The organism is Pseudarthrobacter sp. PvP090 (genome assembly GCF_040547365.1).
In the GTDB taxonomy this organism is placed as follows: domain Bacteria; phylum Actinomycetota; class Actinomycetes; order Actinomycetales; family Micrococcaceae; genus Arthrobacter.
In genome coordinates this window covers 42,504-58,239 of sequence record NZ_JBEPPO010000014.1, presented here as the reverse complement: position 1 = coordinate 58,239, position 15,736 = coordinate 42,504, and the positions used below count along the sequence as shown (strand labels likewise).

Genomic DNA, 15,736 nt, shown 5'->3' with positions numbered 1-15,736 from the left:
CTTCACGCCTCCGGCAGGAGCCGGTCAAGCGGGACGCCGGGGTCGGCGAGAACATCGGGGCCCACGGCGGTTTTCGCGGAAATGAGTTGCTTGATGATCTTTTGGGGCTTGGCGGACCGGGGCCAGTTCACACTCATTCCCGCTGTGACCCGGCCGTCGCGCTGCCAGAAGGCGAGGAACTTCTTCGCCTCGAGCGAACCTCGGATCGTGGGCGGACCGGAGACGAGTGTCGGGAAGCCGGAGAACTCCATGCTGACGTCGAACTGGTCGGTGTAGAAGTAGGGGACCGTGTCCAGTGCCGCATCCAGGCCAAGCATGGCCCTGGCCGCCACCTTGCCGCCGTTGAGGGCATTGGACCAGTGCTCGCTGCGGTGGTGCTCCCCGGTGAAGGGATGCAGGGCGTTGGCGACGTCCCCGGCGGCATAGATTCGGGGCGCGGACGTCCGCAGCGAGGCGTCCGTGAGGATGCCGTTCTGAAGTGCGATGCCCGCCGCTTCCGCCAGCGACACCTCGGGGACCACTCCCACAGCGATGATCACAAGGTCCGCGGGCAGGACTTCCCCGGCATCCGTGACCACGCCGGTGACCCGGCCCGACTGCCCCCTGATCCCGGCGGCCGAGGCGGGGAGCCGGAACCGGACGCCGTTCGCCTCGTGCAGCGAACGGAAAAATCCGCCCAGCTCGGGCCCGATTGCCGCGCCCAGCGGCACCTCCTCCAGCCCCAGGAGGGTGACGGAGTTTCCATAGGCGCTCGCAGCCGCGGCCACCTCCATCCCGATCCACCCCGAACCGATCATCACCACGTTCCGGCCGCCGCCGGCCAGGCCCGCGCGCAGACGACGGCTGTCGTCCACAGTGCGGAAGGTGCTGACCCCCTCCAAATCGGCGCCCGGCAGCGGAATGCGCCGGGGACGTGCCCCGGTGGCCAGCAGCAGGGCGGCGTAGCCCAGCCTCTGTCCGTCCCGGAGGCTCATGCTGCGGGCGGCCTGATCAATCCCCGTGACGGTGGCGCCCAGCCGCAGATCGACCCCGTTCTCCGCGTACCAGCTGGCCGGAACCACGGGCAGGGCGTCGTCTTCGGCCTTGGCCAGCAGGTATTCCTTGGACAGCGGCGGGCGCAGATAGGGATGGTGCCGCTCCTCCGCCAGCAGGATCACCGGCCCGCCATGGCCTTCCGCGCGGAGGGTCCTGGCGGCGGTGGCGCCGGCGAGGCCGCCGCCCACGATCACGAAGTTCCCGGAGGCCATGATGTGCTCGATTCCTGCGGCCGCCCGCACAACCGGGGCCGCATGTCGCGGGAAATACATCTAAAACCGTTATTTTTGACTTTAGAAGCGCGGCGTCGGGCCGTCAAGGCCTTTTTGGGCTGGGATTCGGCGTGGCGATAGACTGGAGCGTCAGGCATTGTGCTAGTTCTGCGTCCAGCAGCCGCCGGTGCCGGCACCTACCCCGAACCCCAAAGAAAGTCAGTATGCGAGTTCTTGCAGCCATGAGCGGCGGCGTCGATTCCGCCGTTGCCGCAGCCCGCGCCGTCGAGGCGGGACACGACGTCGTCGGCGTCCACCTCGCGCTGTCCCGGATGCCCGGCACCCTGCGCACCGGCAGCCGCGGCTGCTGCACCATCGAGGACTCCCGCGACGCCTGGCGGGCCTGCGACGTGCTGGGAATTCCCTACTACGTCTGGGACTTCTCGGAGCGCTTCAAAGAGGACGTGGTCCAGGACTTCATCGACGAATATGCCGCGGGACGCACCCCCAACCCCTGCATGCGCTGCAACGAACGGATCAAGTTCGCCGCGCTGCTGGAGAAGGCGATCGCCCTGGGGTTCGACGCCGTCTGCACCGGCCACTACGCCAAGGTGATCAACGATGCCGAGGGCAATCCCGAACTGCACCGCGCCGCGGACTGGGCCAAAGACCAGAGCTACGTTCTCGGCGTGCTCACGCATGAACAGCTCAAGCACTCCATGTTCCCGCTCGCGGACACACCGTCCAAGGCCGAGGTCCGCGCCGAAGCGGAACGCCGCGGGCTTTCGGTGGCCAACAAGCCGGACAGCCATGACATCTGCTTCATCCCGGACGGCGACACCGCAGGCTGGCTGGCCGAGAAAATCGAGATGACCACCGGCGACATCGTGGACGAGTCCGGTGCGAAGGTCGGCGAGCACCCCGGCGCCAACGCGTTCACGGTCGGCCAGCGCCGCGGGCTGAAGCTCGGCACCCCGGCCGCCGACGGCAAGCCCCGCTTCGTCCTGGAAATCCGGCCGAAGGAGAACAAGGTTGTTGTCGGTCCGGGGGCGCTCCTGGCTATCGACGAGATCCGCGGCATCAAGGTCTCCTGGGCCGGGCTGCCGATCGCCGAAGTGGCCACCGGCGAGGAATTCGACTGCTACGCCCAGGTCCGCGCCCACGGCGACCCCGTGCCCGCCACGGCGCGGATGGAACGCCGGCCCGCGGAGGGCGGGAGCCTCGTGGTCACCCTCATGGAGCCGCTGCGGGGCGTGGCCCCGGGCCAGACCGTGGTGCTGTACCAGGGCAGCCGTGTGCTGGGCCAGGCCACCATCGACGCGGCGCGTTCGCTGCAGCGGGCCGCGCTCTAGGCCACCGAGGGTATCGGACGACCCCGCCGGGGGCCGTCCCGGCGCCGCCGTAAAGCCGCACACCGCGCCGGTGTGCGGCTTTTTTGCGCCCGGTTTTTCGGGTCCGGCTTCCGCTCCGGCCCGCACCCGGCAACAGCAGCCTGCACCGCACCCTGCACCTGCCGAAGCTCACCGGGAATTCCTGAAGATAATGATGAGATCAGCCCGTTCGTGTAAATTTTGTGTCTCATCTCACAAGATGTAACGATTCACCTGTTGATCGTCTGGTTGAATCAGTGCATCAGGACAGTGTTTTGCCCCCGAGTCGTGACCAACATCCATTCCGGGCAACGCACTAGTACTCATCGAACAGAAAGTTCACAGATGGCAATGAACAAAAAGGCCCTGCAGAGCGCCATCGCGCTCGCCGGGGTATCCGCCTTCGCACTGACTGCCTGCACCGGCCCCTCCGGTGGCGGAACGGCGACCGGCAGCGCGGCCGGCGGAGGCACCATTACGTACGGCACGACCGACAAGGTCGTTACCCTCGACCCGGCCGGCTCCTACGACGCCGGCTCCTTTATGGTGATGAACCAGATTTACCCGTTCCTGCTCAACTCGAAGCCCGGCACCGCAGACTCCACTCCCGACATTGCCGAGTCCGCCTCCTTCACCAGCCCCACCGAGTACACCGTCAAGCTTAAGCCCGGCCTGAAGTTCGCCAACGGCCACGCGCTGACGTCCTCCGACGTGAAGTTCTCCATCGACCGCGTCGTCAGCATCGCGGATGAAAACGGTCCGGCCTCCCTCCTCGGCAACCTCGATTCGGTCACGGTCAAGGACGACACCACCGTGGTCTTCACGCTCAAGGCCGGCAACGACCAGGTCTTCCCGGGCGTCCTCGCCGCCAACTCGGGCCCGATCATCGACGAAGAGGTTTTCCCGGCGGACAAGCTGATGTCCGACGACGAAATCGTCAAGGGCAAACCGTTCGCCGGCCCCTACACGATCGAGAGCTACAAGAAGAACGAACTCGTCGGCCTCAAGGTCAACCCGGACTACCAGGGCCTGCTCGGCAAGCCGGCCAACGGCGGCGCCACGATCAAGTACTACGCCGACTCCAACAACCTCAAGCTGGATGTCCAGCAGGGCAACATCGACGTCGCGGGCCGCAGCCTGACGGCGACCGACGCCGCTGACCTGGAGAAGGATTCCAAGGTCAAGGTCTACAAGGGCCCGGGTGGCGAGCTGCGCTACATCGTCTTCAACTTCGACACCATGCCGTTCGGCGCCAAGGCAGCCGACGCCGATCCCGCGAAGGCGCTTGCCGTCCGCCAGGCCATGGCCAACGTCGTCGACCGCGACGCGATCGCCAGCCAGGTCTACAAGGGCACCTACCTGCCGGCCTACTCCGTCGTTCCCGACGGCTTCGTCGGCGCCATCCAGCCGCTGAAGGAAATGTACGGCGACGGCAGCGGCAAGCCGAGCCTCGACAAGGCTAAGAAGGCCTTCGAAGACGCCGGTGTCACCGCCCCGGTCACTATCAAGCTCCAGTACAACCCGGACCACTACGGCAAGTCCTCGGGCGACGAATACGCCATGATCAAGGAACAGCTCGAGAAGTCCGGCCTGTTCACGGTTGAACTGCAGTCCACCGAGTGGGTCACCTACTCCAAGGACCGCACGGCGGATGCCTACCCCGTCTACCAGCTCGGCTGGTTCCCGGACTACTCAGATGCCGACAACTACCTCACGCCGTTCTTCGTCCCGGGCAACTTCCTGGGTAACCACTACGAGAACCCCACCGTCACGGAGCTGATCGGCAAGCAGCTGACCACGGTTGACAAGGCGGAGCGCGAAAAGGTCATCGGCGAGGCCCAGACGGCCGTCGCCAAGGACCTGTCCACGCTGCCGCTGCTGCAGGGCGCCCAGCTTATGGTCGCCGGCAAGGACGTCAAGGGTGTCGACCAGACCCTGGACGCTTCCTTCAAGACCCGTCTTGGTGTTATCTCCAAGTAGGTCACATTCCCCATCCGGTTCTGACCAGCCAACGAGGCGGGGCGCCCACACGGTGCCCCGCCTTTGGTGCTGATACAGGACAACAGATTCGGCAGCCCACGAGGCTCCCGGAACACACATTTAGGTACCAATGACAACACTTATCGAGGCACCGCCGACCGACGGCGAAGGCCTTCTGCCGATAAAGAAAAAAACGTCCGGCGGGGGACTGGGCCGCTACATCCTGATCAGGTTCTTCCTGATCTTCCCGACGATCCTGATCCTCGTCACCATGGTGTTTTTCCTGATGCGGACAACCGGTGACCCCATTACCGCAGCCCTGGGCGGCCGGCTTCCGCCGGAACAGCTCCAGGAGCGGATCGCCGCAGCCGGCTACGACCGGCCCATCTTTGTGCAGTACTTCGAGTACCTGGCCCAGCTCATCACCGGCAACTTCGGCACCACCCTGTCCGACAACCGCCCGGTCGCGGAGATGCTCGCCACCTACGGCGCAGCCACCCTGGAGCTGACCATCAACGCCCTGCTCGTGGCCCTGGTCGTGGGCATCCCGCTGGGCCTGATCTCCGCGCACCGGCGAGACAAGGGCCCGGACGCCGGACTGCGCATCTTCGCGATCCTCTGCTACGCCACACCGGTCTTCTTTTCCGGGCTGCTCTTCAAGCTGACGTTCTCCGTCTGGCTGGGCTGGCTCCCGGTCGCCGGACGGGCGACGCCCGCCAATGAGCTGGCACTGACCGCGCTCGAGTCGCCGACCGGCATTTACTGGCTCGACGCCATCCGCAGCGGCAATATGACCGCACTCGCCGACGTTATCGCGCACGCCATCCTGCCCGCCTTGGCCCTTGGCCTGCTGACCGCCGGCATCTTCCTGCGCCTGGTCCGGACCAACGTGATCGGCACCCTCGGCAAGGACTATGTCGAAGCCGGCCGCTCACGCGGTGTCAGCGAATACCGCCTCGTCACCAAGCACGCCTACAAGCCGGCCCTCATTCCCATCATCACCGTGATGGGTCTGCAGATCGCCGTGCTGCTGGGCGGCGCGGTCCTGACCGAAACCACGTTCGAATGGAAGGGCCTCGGCTTCCAGCTCGCGACCTACCTGACGGCCCGCGACTTCGTGGCTGTCCAGGGCATCGTGGTCCTCCTCGCAGTGATCGTGGCCGTGACCAACTTCTTCGTGGACATTCTCGCCGCGCTGATCGACCCCCGCGTGAGGTACTGATATGAGCACCACTGCCGTTATTGAACCCATCAAAGACCCGCGGGGACCGTGGTTCCGGCGCCTGCCGGTCATCTCGCACTTCAACAAGAGCGTCGGCCTGCAGCGGGGCATGCTCGTGGCGGGACTCGTCCTCACCACGGTCTTCCTGCTGACGGCGATTTTCGCGCCGCTGATCGCGCCCTTCGGCTTCTCCCAGATTTCCGACGCCGACGGCAACTTCCCGGCGCAGCAGGCACCCGGCGGAAAGCACCTCTGGGGCACCACCGTCGGCAGCTACGATGTCTTCTCCCGCGTTGTCTGGGGGGCGCAGACCGCCGTCCTGGTGATTATTGTGGCCGTGGTCATGTCGATCTTCATCGGCGTGATCCTGGGCCTGGTCAGCGGCTACATTGGCGGCTGGCTCGACCGGACCCTCGTCGTCATTGCCGACGCCATCTACGCCTTCCCGCCGCTGCTTGTGGCCATCGTCATGGCGATCGCCATCAGCGGCGGCAGGTCCAGCCTCTGGGGCGGCATCCTCGCGGCGGCGATTTCGATCACTGTCGTCTTCATCCCGCAGTACTTCCGCGTCATCCGGGCCGAGACCATCCGGCTCAAGGCGGAACCCTTCGTGGAATCCGCCAAGGTGGTGGGCGCCTCCAACCTCCGGATCATGCGCCTCCACGTTTTCAAGAACGCCACCCGCACGCTGCCGCTGATTTTCACGCTCAACGCCTCCGAGGCCATCCTGACCCTCGCCGGCCTGGGCTTCCTGGGCTTCGGCATCGAGCCGACGTCGGCCGCGGAGTGGGGCTTCGACCTCAACAAGGCCCTGGCGGACACCACGTCCGGCATCTGGTGGACAGGCGTGTTCCCGGGCCTCGCGATGGTGCTCACCGTCCTGGGCCTGACGCTGGTCGGCGAGAGCATCAACGACCTCAACGACCCCCGCCTGCGGGGCCGCAAGAAGGCTGCCTCCGGCAAGGGCGGACCGGATTCCACCACCGGCGGCCAGGCTGCACTCGAAGCAGAAGTGAGAAGTTCATGACCATCAACATCGACAAGCCCGGCACGGGCGCCGGCCCGGTCCTCGACATCGACCACCTCAAGGTCACCTTCGCCACCGACGCCGGCGATGTGTACGCCGTCAAGGACGTCAGCCTCCAGGTCAACCCTGGCGAGGTCGTGGCGATCGTGGGCGAATCGGGCTCCGGCAAGACCGTCACCGCGAAGACCATCCTGGGCCTGCTCCCGGAGACCGCCATCAGCTCCGGAGCGGTGCTGATCAACGGCAACAACGTCATCAGCGTCAGCCCGGCGAAGCTGCGCGAGATCCGGGGCCGCGACGTGGCCATGGTCTTCCAGGAACCGTCCACCGCCCTCAACCCCGTCTTTACGGTCGGCTGGCAGATTGCCGAAGGCATCCGCTCCCATGCCGGCCACGGGGGAGGTGCACGGGTCAGCGCCAAGGAAGCCAAAACGCGCGCCATTGAAGCGCTCCGCAAGGTGGGCATCCCGGACCCGGAAACCCGGGTCAACTACTACCCGCACCAGTTCTCCGGCGGACAGAAACAGCGCGTGGTCATCGCCGCCGCGCTGGCCCTGAACCCCGGGCTCATCGTCGCCGACGAGCCCACCACCGCGCTGGACGTCACCGTGCAGGCGGAAATCCTCGAGCTCCTGCGGGACCTCCGGGACCAGTACGGCACCTCGATCGTGCTCATCACCCACAACATGGGGGTGGTGGCTGACCTCGCCGACCGCGTCGTGGTGATGTACCAGGGCGACGTCGTCGAGGAGGCGCCCTCGCGGGTGCTCTTCGCCGAGCCGAAGCAGGACTACACCAGAAAGCTCCTGGCCGCGGTCCCGCACCTGGGCAGGAACTCCGCCTCCGAAGGCATGACCCAGCGGGCGCACCAGGGCGGCAAGGTGCTCGTCGAGGCCAAGAACCTGACCATCGAGTACCCCGGCCGGCTGGGAACCCCCGCCTTCAAGGCGGTGGACGGGGTCAACTTCACCCTGTCCGAGGGCGAGGTCTTCGGCCTGGTGGGGGAGTCCGGGTCCGGCAAGACAACGATCGGGCGGGCCATCGCGGGCCTGAACCGCACCACCGGCGGCAGCCTGAACGTGCTGGGCTACGAAATGCTGAACCTGAAGGAGCGCACCTTCAAACCCCTGCGCAAGGAGATCGGGTTCGTGTTCCAGGATCCGGCCGCATCCTTCAATCCGCAGCTGACCATCGGGGACTGCATCGCCGAACCCCTGATCATCCACACCAAACCGACGCCGGCCCAGGCCAGGCAACGGACCCGGGAGCTGCTGGAAGCCGTGCAGCTGCCGGCCGCCTACGCCGACCGGTTCCCGCATGAGCTCTCCGGCGGCCAGCGGCAGCGTGCCTCCCTGGCCCGGGCGCTGATCCTGAACCCGAAGCTGCTCATCGCCGACGAGCCGACCTCGGCCCTGGACGTGTCGGTGCAGGCCGTGGTGCTGGAACTGTTCAAGGACATCCAGGCCGAATTCGGCTTTGCCGCCCTGTTCATCAGCCACGACCTCGCCGTGGTGGACATCCTGTCCCACTGGGTGGGCGTGCTCTACAAGGGAAAGATGGTGGAGCAGGGGCTGGGGAACCAGGTCATGGGCAATCCGCAGCACGCGTACACAAAGAAGCTGATCGCGTCCCTTCCGGTTCCGGATCCGGACGAGCAGGCCCGGCGCCGGGCGGAATTCCGCGCCGTGCTTCACGGCTAAGCCGCGCCGGCAGCAGCACCATGGGACATGCCCGCCGTTCGCAGTGAACGGCGGGCATGTCCCTTGTGCTTCAACGGCCGGGGCACCCACGGCAGAGGCACCCGACGGCGTACGGGACGCTCGTGCGGCAGGCCCTCCGCCGGCGCTTAACAGCAGAAGTGATTAGCGCCGGTGCCCCTAGACTGGGTCAATGACCGAGCAGAACCAGACTCATCCCGACGCCGAATCCTATGACCCCGGAGCCAGCTCGCTGGCCGGTCAGGTGGATCCTGCGGTGATGGCGGAGCTGTTGTCGATCCGCTCCAGCATCGACAACATCGATGCCACCCTCGTCTACCTTCTGGCCGAGCGTTTCAAGGCCACGCAGAAGGTCGGATTCCTGAAGGCAACCCACAAGCTGCCCGCCGGGGACCCCGGCCGGGAGACGGCGCAGATCGCGCGGCTGCGGCGGCTCGCTGCGGAAGCCCACCTGGATCCGGCGTTCGCCGAAAAGTTCCTGAACTTCATCATCGGCGAGGTCATCCGGCACCACGAGGCCATTGCCGAGGACCACGAGGCTTCGCTGGCCGCCGATGGCCAGGCTGCGGAGGCGGCGCGCTCCGGGTCCGCCCGCCACGTCCCCGGGGCGGCCGGCCCGGCCGTTTCCGCCTCCGCCTAGCCGTGGCCGCAGCATTGTCCGCGGAGCCGGACCAGGTCACCGCCACCGCCCTGGGCACCTGGCCCGGCGAAGACCCGGCCGAGGCCGCGCGGATCATCCGCGGCGAGCTCGGCAGCCCGCACCTGCCCTTCCTGGCCGAGCTTCCTGACCGGGGCGTCGGCTCCGACGCGCTGGGCCGGACAGCCTCCCTGCTGGTGGACCTGTCCGTGGACGTCCAGCCTTACGGCTGGCGGATCGTCGACCGGCCCGGCAAGGACTTCCGGCGGGCGCGGTCCGCCCTGTCCACCGACATCAACATCCTCGCCGACGTGATCGGCGCCGAGGACACCCCGGCGCAGGACATCAAGGTCCAGCTCCGCGGCCCGCTCAGCCTCGCCGCGGGCCTGCACCTGCACAACGGGGAACGGGCTCTTATTGACCACGGGGCCCGGCGGGACCTTGCGGCCTCGCTGGCGGCCGGCGCCGGCGGCTACCTCAGCCGGGTGGCTGCGGCTGCCCCCGGCGCCCGGATCGTCGTCCAGATCGACGAGCCGGAAATCGCGTCGGTGCTGGCCGGGACCATTCCCACCTCCAGCGGCTACCGGACCCTGCGATCCGTGCCGGGCAGGGAAGCGACCGACGCCTGGCAGCTGGTCATCGATGCACTGCGGGCGGCCGGCGCCGCCGAGGTTGTTGTCTGCGTCCCGGAAGTCGAGGCGCCCTTTGACCGGATCCTGGCGGCCGGGGCTGACGGGATTGCCGTGCCGCTGCGGTCCCTGACGTCCCGCCAGTGGGAGCAGCTCGCCGGCGCCGTGGAGGCGGGCAAACGGCTGTGGGCCGGCGCCCTGGACGTCGCCAACCCCGCCGCGGCGCTGCCGCGCGTGGCCGACGTCGTGGAAACCGTCTGGCGGCCGTGGCGCCAGCTGGGCCTGCCGGCGTCGACCCTGGGCAGCCTGCGGGTGACGCCCTCGGACGGGCTGGCCCGGTATTCGCCGTCGTCCGCGACGGCGGTGCTGACGCGGCTGACGCAGGTGGCCGACGGACTCAACCAGCTCGCGCTCGGCTAGCGCCGGGACGCAGGGCCGGCGCGCGGCACCGTCAGCTGCGGCCCTCCCAGCGGTCCGGCCTGGCGTGGTCCGGAAGGTAGCCCGGGGCCGCCACGCCGCCGGGATACGGTTCCAGCCGGTAGTCGAAATGCCCGGCGTAGACCAGGACCAGCCCGAGCTGCGGCTGGATCACCTTCACCTGGATCCGGTGCTTCCCGGCCGGGCCCTCCTCCGGGGCCCACCACTGCTCGGCGTAGGCTTTGGCATCGAGGGCGCCGGGGAGGGGGATCCGCAGCGGTCCGAGGAACAGCCGTGACGCCTCCGAAACCCCGCGCAGCCGGCCTCCGGCGGTGACCCCCAGGTTAAGGTCCGTGACGAGCCGCCGGTACCGCCCGACGTAGTCCACCAGCCCGTGCCGGCTGCCTGAATCATCGAAGCTCGTCGTGTCGTGGAACAGTCGGGTGATGCCGGGGAAAAAGATCTCCCGCCGGGCCGTGAGGCTGGAACGGCCGAACGGGTCCAGATGGGCATGGTTCTCGATCCGGAACCGGATGCCTTCCCCATATTCCGGGAAGAAGGACTCCTCCCCGCTGGCAAGGCGCAGCAGGGGACGGAGCCACCTCTGCCGGCAGCCGACCACCTCGAACACACCCTCGCCGACGCCGTAGTGGCCCGAACCGGGCGCGAGCGAGAAGTACTCCTGCAGCTCCGGCTGCAGCCGGGCAAAGTCAGTACCGAGGGCGCGCTGGTAGATCGGGGTGCTCACAGAATCCTCCTGGGGTTCCTGGCCGGTTGATGTGTTCCTGTCCACAGCATGCGGGACGGACGGGGGTTTGTCACAGCCGGCAAGCCGCTGTGCTGCAGCGTGGATGGGCGGCCCGGGTGCCTGCGGCGCCATGCCGGGGCGCCGCCGAATACGACAAAGCCATTTCAATAGGGGAATATATACATATGAAGGCACGCATTCTGGTAGTGGACGATGACGAGGCGCTGGCCGAGATGATCGGTATTGTGCTGCGCAATGACGGGTTTGAGCCCGTCTTCTGCGCTGACGGCGGGCAGGCGCTGGAAGTTTTCCGCGCCGCCAAACCGGACCTCGTGCTGCTCGACCTCATGCTCCCGGGCATTGACGGGATTGAAGTCTGCCGCCAGATCCGGGCCGAGTCCGACGTGCCGATCGTCATGCTCACCGCCAAGGCGGACACCTCGGACGTGGTCCGCGGACTGGAGTCCGGGGCCGACGACTACGTCCCCAAGCCCTTCAAGCCGGCCGAACTCGTCGCCCGCGTCCGGGCCCGGCTCCGGCCCGGTGACCAGAAGGCGCCCGAAACGCTGCGCATCGCCGACGTCACGATCGACGTCGCGGGGCACCTCGTCAGCCGCGGTACCGAACGCATCTCTCTGACGCCGCTGGAATTCGACCTGCTGGTCGCCCTGGCACGCAAGCCCTGGCAGGTCTTCACCCGGGAACTCCTCCTGGAACAGGTCTGGGGCTACCGTCACGCCGCCGACACGCGGCTGGTCAATGTCCACGTCCAGCGGCTGAGGTCCAAGATTGAACGCGACCCGGAAGCCCCCGAAGTTGTATTGACGGTCCGCGGTGTCGGCTACAAAGCAGGTTCCTGAACCGCAGGACGGCCGCCCCGGAGCCGGTCCGGAGGACGTCGCCCGCACCTCAGTTGACCTCCACGAACCGGGCTTCACGGTGACCTCTTCCGGTGCCACGGACGGCGGTAAGCCCGGAGCCCTTGCATCCGGGCCCGCCGGCGTCGAAAGCGGCGCCGCTGCCATTGGCACAACCGAAACCGGCAGCGCCGGACGCGCCACGGCGCCGGCCGTCCGCCGTCCCGACGGTCTCGCTGCCCGCTGGCACTCTGTGCGCTTCCGCACCAGGCTCTGGGTGAAGCGTGCCCGGATTGTGGGCGTTCGGGTGGCGCGGCTGGTCAGTATCGGCGCTTCGCGCCTGCTTCCGGGCATCCGCTACCTGCTGCGCTCGCTGCACCGCAAGTGGCGGCGGTCGCTGCAGTTCCGGACCGTCCTGACGACCCTCATGCTTGCGATCGCGTCCTTCGCCGTTGTCGGGGCGTACCTGTCCAACCAGATCGCCAACCACCTCTTCCAGGAGCGGCTCGTCCAGGCCGAGTCGGAGACGCGCTACAACGTCAAGCAGGTCCAGGACACGTTCGACGGCGCCCAGGTCACCGACCAGTCCAGCGTCATCACGCTCGTCTATGACACCCTGAACGCCGTCGAGGGCCGCGGCTCCGTGATCCAGCGGCGGTACGTCTTCGAGGCGATGCCCGAACAAACCAAACCCCGCAACCGCTGGGTCGAATCGCGGGCGTCGGACCAGCTCACGATCAGCGTCATTCCGACCGAACTGCGCAAGGCCGTGCAGGATTCAGGCAAGGAGCAGTTCTGGGCCTCCACGGAGTTCCCCGTGGGCACCGAGGACCGCCCCGGAATCGCCGTCGGCAACAAGGTCACCTTCAACGGCACGGTCTACGAGCTGTACCTGATTTACGACCTCAACACGGCCCAAAAGACTCTCGCCGAAATCCAGAACGTCCTCCTGGCCGGCGGCGCGGTGCTCGCGCTCCTCATCGGCGCCGTGGCCTGGTACGTGACCCGCAACGTCGTCAGCCCCGTCAGCCATGCCGCGCTCGTCTCCGAGAAGCTCGCCGCAGGGCAGCTGCAGGAACGCATGGTGGTCAAGGGGGAGGACGAGGTGGCCCGGCTCGGAGCATCCTTCAACCACATGGCCGCCAGCCTCCAGGAGCAGATCACCCAGCTGGCCACGCTGTCCCAGATGCAGCAGCGGTTCGTCTCCGACGTTTCGCACGAACTGCGCACCCCGCTCACAACCGTGCGGATGGCCGCCGAAGTTCTCTACGACGCGCGCGAGGACTTCGACCCCATCAACAAGCGCTCCGCGGAGCTGCTCTACAACCAGGTGGAGCGCTTCCAGTCCCTGCTGGCCGACCTGCTGGAGATCTCCCGATTCGACGCCGGCGTGGCCACGCTCGACGCCGAACCGGGCGACATCGTCCAGCTCGTTTCGCATGTCATGGAGGGCGTGGCCCCCGTGGCGGCCGAGTACGGCTCCGAGGTCACCCTCAACGCTCCCGAAGGCAGCATCATCGTGGAGATGGACGACCGCCGGATCGACCGGATCCTGCGCAACCTGGTCCTGAACGCCCTTGAGCACGGCGAGGGCCGTCCGGTGAACATCTCCGTGGCCGCCAGCGACGACGCTGTGGCCGTCGCTGTCCGGGACCATGGCATCGGCATGACCCCCGCGGAAGCGGCCCGCGTCTTCGACCGGTTCTGGCGTGCCGATCCGGCCAGGGCGCGCACGACGGGGGGCAGCGGGCTCGGGCTGTCCATCGCCGCCGAGGACACGAAACTTCACAACGGCTGGCTCCAGGCATGGGGGCGGAAAGGCGGCGGAGCCAACTTCCGCCTCACGCTCGCGCTGCGCCGGGGCGAGACCATCACCAAGTCGCCTCTGCAGCTGGAGCCGGTCGACGTCGGACTCCAGGGTGCAGGCAGCGAACGGACCATGTTGCTGTTGGACCATTCGCCGGTGCCGCGCGCCGGCAGCGGGAACCAGGCCGCCGGGGGCGGGGCTGGCATCCGGACGCGCGACGGCGCGGCCGGTTCCGGGGCCGCCGTCCCCGGAATTGCCGAAACGGGCAGGACGGACGGATCATGAACGGTTCCCCGCGGAAGGCCACCCGCGCGGCGGCCGCGCTGCTGGCAGTGCTGCTGTTCGTGCTGACGTCGTGCGCCCAGATCCCCCGCTCGGGTCCGGTGGGCAAGAGCACTGACGAGAGCGCCGGAAACCCCAAGAATGCCCCGGTGTTCTTCCCGTCCGCGCCCCGCGGGGGGGCCGGGCCGGAAGCCGTGATCGAGGACTTCTACCTCGCCGGCAGCGGCTACGAGGACGACTACGCGGTGGCACGCCAGTACCTGACCCAGGCCTCGTCGGTGACCTGGAGGCCGGACCAACGGGTCCTCGTCTTCCGCGCAGCGCGGGTTGTGCCGACCGGCGTCGAAAACGTCTTCAACTATGAACTGGACGTGTCCTACGCCGTGGACGCGGACGGGGTGGCGACCCAGCTGCCGGAAGGCACCAAGGAGAACATCCCCGCCACCCTGACCCAGGTGGACGGTGAATGGCGGATTGCGGAACTCCCGGACGGTACCGCGATCCCGGAGGAGACATTTAAGGTCATCTACGGCGCCTACCCGATCTATTTCTATGACCCGACGTTCACATACGCGGTGCCCGATGTCCGGTGGTTCATCAAGAAGAAGACCGTCAAGGCCATGACCAGCGCCCTGCTGGGCGGTCCGGCCCCGTATCTCAAGGGCGCCGTTGTCAGCGCCTTCCCCTCAGGCATCAAGCTGGCCCGCGAGTCGGTGCCGGTTGTTTCCGGCGCCGCCCAGGTGGACCTTACGGCGAAGGACCTCGTGGAGGCGTCCAATGAGGACCGGCTGCGGATGCAGACCCAGCTTGCCCTGACTTTCCGCAGCCAGCCCGACGTCATCAACGTGGAGCTCCGGGCCAACCAGGACTTGGTGCGCGTGGAGGACAACGGTTCGGTCCTCCCGCCGATCCGCGACAAGAACGTCCCGGCCCGTCAGATCGCCGTGAGCAACAACGATCTGGTCCGGTATGAGAACAACCGGATCTCGCCGCTTCCGGACATCCAGCCTGTCTCGGCCCTGGCCCCCCGGGCCCCGGCGGAGTCTCCCGTCTCGCAGTCCGCGGCCTTTCTCAACGCCGGCCGCGGCACGCTGTACTCCATCGTGCCCGGCCAGCCCGCCAGGGCGCTGAGCACCCGCGCCACCCTGACCCGCCCGTCCTTCGACCGGTACGACTGGGTCTGGACGGCGGGGCCAGGGGCCAACGGTGCCACGGAAATGATCGCGCACCGCCCCGTCGGTGTGGCGGAGGGCTCTGCCGTGCCCGCAGTGACGCTCTCTCCGGCCTGGCTCGCGGGACGGTCCGTCAAGGAGTTCCGGGTCTCCCGGGAGGGCACCCGTGCCCTCATCCTCACGGAGCAGAACGGCAAGACCAAAGTCCAGGTCGCGGGCATTGTCCGTGCCGCGGATGGCACGCCCAAAGACCTCACCGTGCCGATGACCCTGCTGGCGACGAACGACCCGGACCAGGGTGTCTGGGTGAATGACACGACAGTGGCCGTGATGAACAGCTCCGCGAGCGAATCCGTTACTCCCGAGCTGCTGTCCCTCACGTCGTCCCAGCCGCAGCAGCTCGCCCCGTGGCCGGGACTGACCGCGCTCAGCGCCGGAAACGGCGGCGAGGAGATCTACGCCCAGTCCGCGGAAGGGATCTTCCAGCGGCTCGGCAACGGCTGGTCGCCGCAACTCAAGGGACCGATCGATCCGTCCTATCCCGGCTAGGAATCCAGGGCCTCCGGGATCAGGCGGGAGACTTTTGCACATGGCGTGCCACGGCCCTGTCGCTACCTGCCGGG

General features: G+C 67.7%; 12 protein-coding genes. 10 read left to right on the top strand and 2 right to left on the bottom strand.

Features of this window, described 5'->3' with window-relative positions:
- Window positions 1-2 precede the first annotated feature (2 nt).
- Complete coding sequence (locus tag ABIC21_RS16190) at window positions 3-1,247, bottom strand: NAD(P)/FAD-dependent oxidoreductase (RefSeq protein ID WP_354351470.1); 1,245 nt, start codon at window positions 1,245-1,247, stop codon at window positions 3-5.
- 224 nt (window positions 1,248-1,471) lie between these two features.
- On the opposite strand from ABIC21_RS16190, the gene mnmA reads away from it, so the two are divergent.
- The 7 genes from mnmA to ABIC21_RS16155 all read left to right on the top strand — a co-directional run bounded on the left by mnmA (window position 1,472) and on the right by ABIC21_RS16155 (window position 10,250).
- Window positions 1,472-2,599 (top strand): tRNA 2-thiouridine(34) synthase MnmA, encoded by a 1,128-nt coding sequence (gene mnmA, locus ABIC21_RS16185; RefSeq protein WP_502936016.1) that lies wholly within the window; start codon window positions 1,472-1,474, stop codon window positions 2,597-2,599.
- Between the two features lie 363 nt (window positions 2,600-2,962).
- Window positions 2,963-4,597, top strand: a complete 1,635-nt coding sequence (locus tag ABIC21_RS16180; RefSeq protein ID WP_354351398.1) for an ABC transporter substrate-binding protein — start codon at window positions 2,963-2,965, stop codon at window positions 4,595-4,597.
- A 130-nt stretch (window positions 4,598-4,727) separates the two neighbouring features.
- Window positions 4,728-5,819, top strand: coding sequence for an ABC transporter permease (locus ABIC21_RS16175; RefSeq protein WP_354351397.1), 1,092 nt, complete (start codon window positions 4,728-4,730; stop codon window positions 5,817-5,819).
- Between the two features lies 1 nt (window position 5,820).
- A complete protein-coding gene (locus tag ABIC21_RS16170) occupies window positions 5,821-6,846 on the top strand; it encodes an ABC transporter permease (protein ID WP_354351396.1) in 1,026 nt (341 codons plus the stop codon).
- Complete coding sequence (locus ABIC21_RS16165; protein WP_354351395.1) at window positions 6,843-8,546, top strand: ABC transporter ATP-binding protein; 1,704 nt, start codon at window positions 6,843-6,845, stop codon at window positions 8,544-8,546. Before ABIC21_RS16170 ends, ABIC21_RS16165 begins: the two co-directional genes overlap by 4 nt.
- A gap of 190 nt (window positions 8,547-8,736) precedes the next feature.
- Window positions 8,737-9,204, top strand: coding sequence for a chorismate mutase (locus ABIC21_RS16160; RefSeq protein WP_354351394.1), 468 nt, complete (start codon window positions 8,737-8,739; stop codon window positions 9,202-9,204).
- Window positions 9,205-9,206: 2 nt separating this feature from the next.
- Entirely contained in the window at window positions 9,207-10,250 is a 1,044-nt protein-coding gene (locus ABIC21_RS16155) for a uroporphyrinogen decarboxylase/cobalamine-independent methonine synthase family protein (protein ID WP_354351393.1), read from the top strand.
- Between the two features lie 31 nt (window positions 10,251-10,281).
- Here the strand turns inward: ABIC21_RS16155 and ABIC21_RS16150 are convergent, their stop codons facing one another.
- The gene (locus tag ABIC21_RS16150) at window positions 10,282-10,995 is read right to left on the bottom strand and encodes a DUF4166 domain-containing protein (RefSeq protein WP_354351392.1); all 714 of its coding nucleotides are present in this window, start codon (window positions 10,993-10,995) and stop codon (window positions 10,282-10,284) included.
- 185 nt (window positions 10,996-11,180) lie between these two features.
- Here ABIC21_RS16150 and mtrA point away from each other — a divergent pair, with 185 nt between their 5' ends.
- From mtrA to ABIC21_RS16135, 3 genes are all read left to right on the top strand, one after another.
- Entirely contained in the window at window positions 11,181-11,855 is a 675-nt protein-coding gene (gene mtrA, locus ABIC21_RS16145; RefSeq protein WP_354351391.1) for an MtrAB system response regulator MtrA, read from the top strand.
- A gap of 292 nt (window positions 11,856-12,147) precedes the next feature.
- The gene (gene mtrB / locus ABIC21_RS16140; protein ID WP_502936018.1) at window positions 12,148-13,944 is read left to right on the top strand and encodes an MtrAB system histidine kinase MtrB; all 1,797 of its coding nucleotides are present in this window, start codon (window positions 12,148-12,150) and stop codon (window positions 13,942-13,944) included.
- Entirely contained in the window at window positions 13,941-15,662 is a 1,722-nt protein-coding gene (locus ABIC21_RS16135) for an LpqB family beta-propeller domain-containing protein (protein ID WP_354351390.1), read from the top strand. The genes mtrB and ABIC21_RS16135 overlap by 4 nt, the downstream gene beginning before the upstream one ends.
- Window positions 15,663-15,736: the final 74 nt, after the last annotated feature.

Bases quoted from the DNA above. Each gene is read 5' to 3' on its own strand.
- ABIC21_RS16190 (WP_354351470.1), bottom strand. From the start codon at position 1,247: ATGGCCTCCGGGAACTTCGTGATCGTGGGCGGCGGCCTCGCCGGCGCC.
- mnmA (WP_502936016.1), top strand. From the start codon at position 1,472: ATGCGAGTTCTTGCAGCCATGAGCGGCGGCGTCGATTCCGCCGTTGCC.
- ABIC21_RS16180 (WP_354351398.1), top strand. From the start codon at position 2,963: ATGGCAATGAACAAAAAGGCCCTGCAGAGCGCCATCGCGCTCGCCGGG.
- ABIC21_RS16175 (WP_354351397.1), top strand. From the start codon at position 4,728: ATGACAACACTTATCGAGGCACCGCCGACCGACGGCGAAGGCCTTCTG.
- ABIC21_RS16170 (WP_354351396.1), top strand. From the start codon at position 5,821: ATGAGCACCACTGCCGTTATTGAACCCATCAAAGACCCGCGGGGACCG.
- ABIC21_RS16165 (WP_354351395.1), top strand. From the start codon at position 6,843: ATGACCATCAACATCGACAAGCCCGGCACGGGCGCCGGCCCGGTCCTC.
- ABIC21_RS16160 (WP_354351394.1), top strand. From the start codon at position 8,737: ATGACCGAGCAGAACCAGACTCATCCCGACGCCGAATCCTATGACCCC.
- mtrA (WP_354351391.1), top strand. From the start codon at position 11,181: ATGAAGGCACGCATTCTGGTAGTGGACGATGACGAGGCGCTGGCCGAG.
- ABIC21_RS16135 (WP_354351390.1), top strand. From the start codon at position 13,941: ATGAACGGTTCCCCGCGGAAGGCCACCCGCGCGGCGGCCGCGCTGCTG.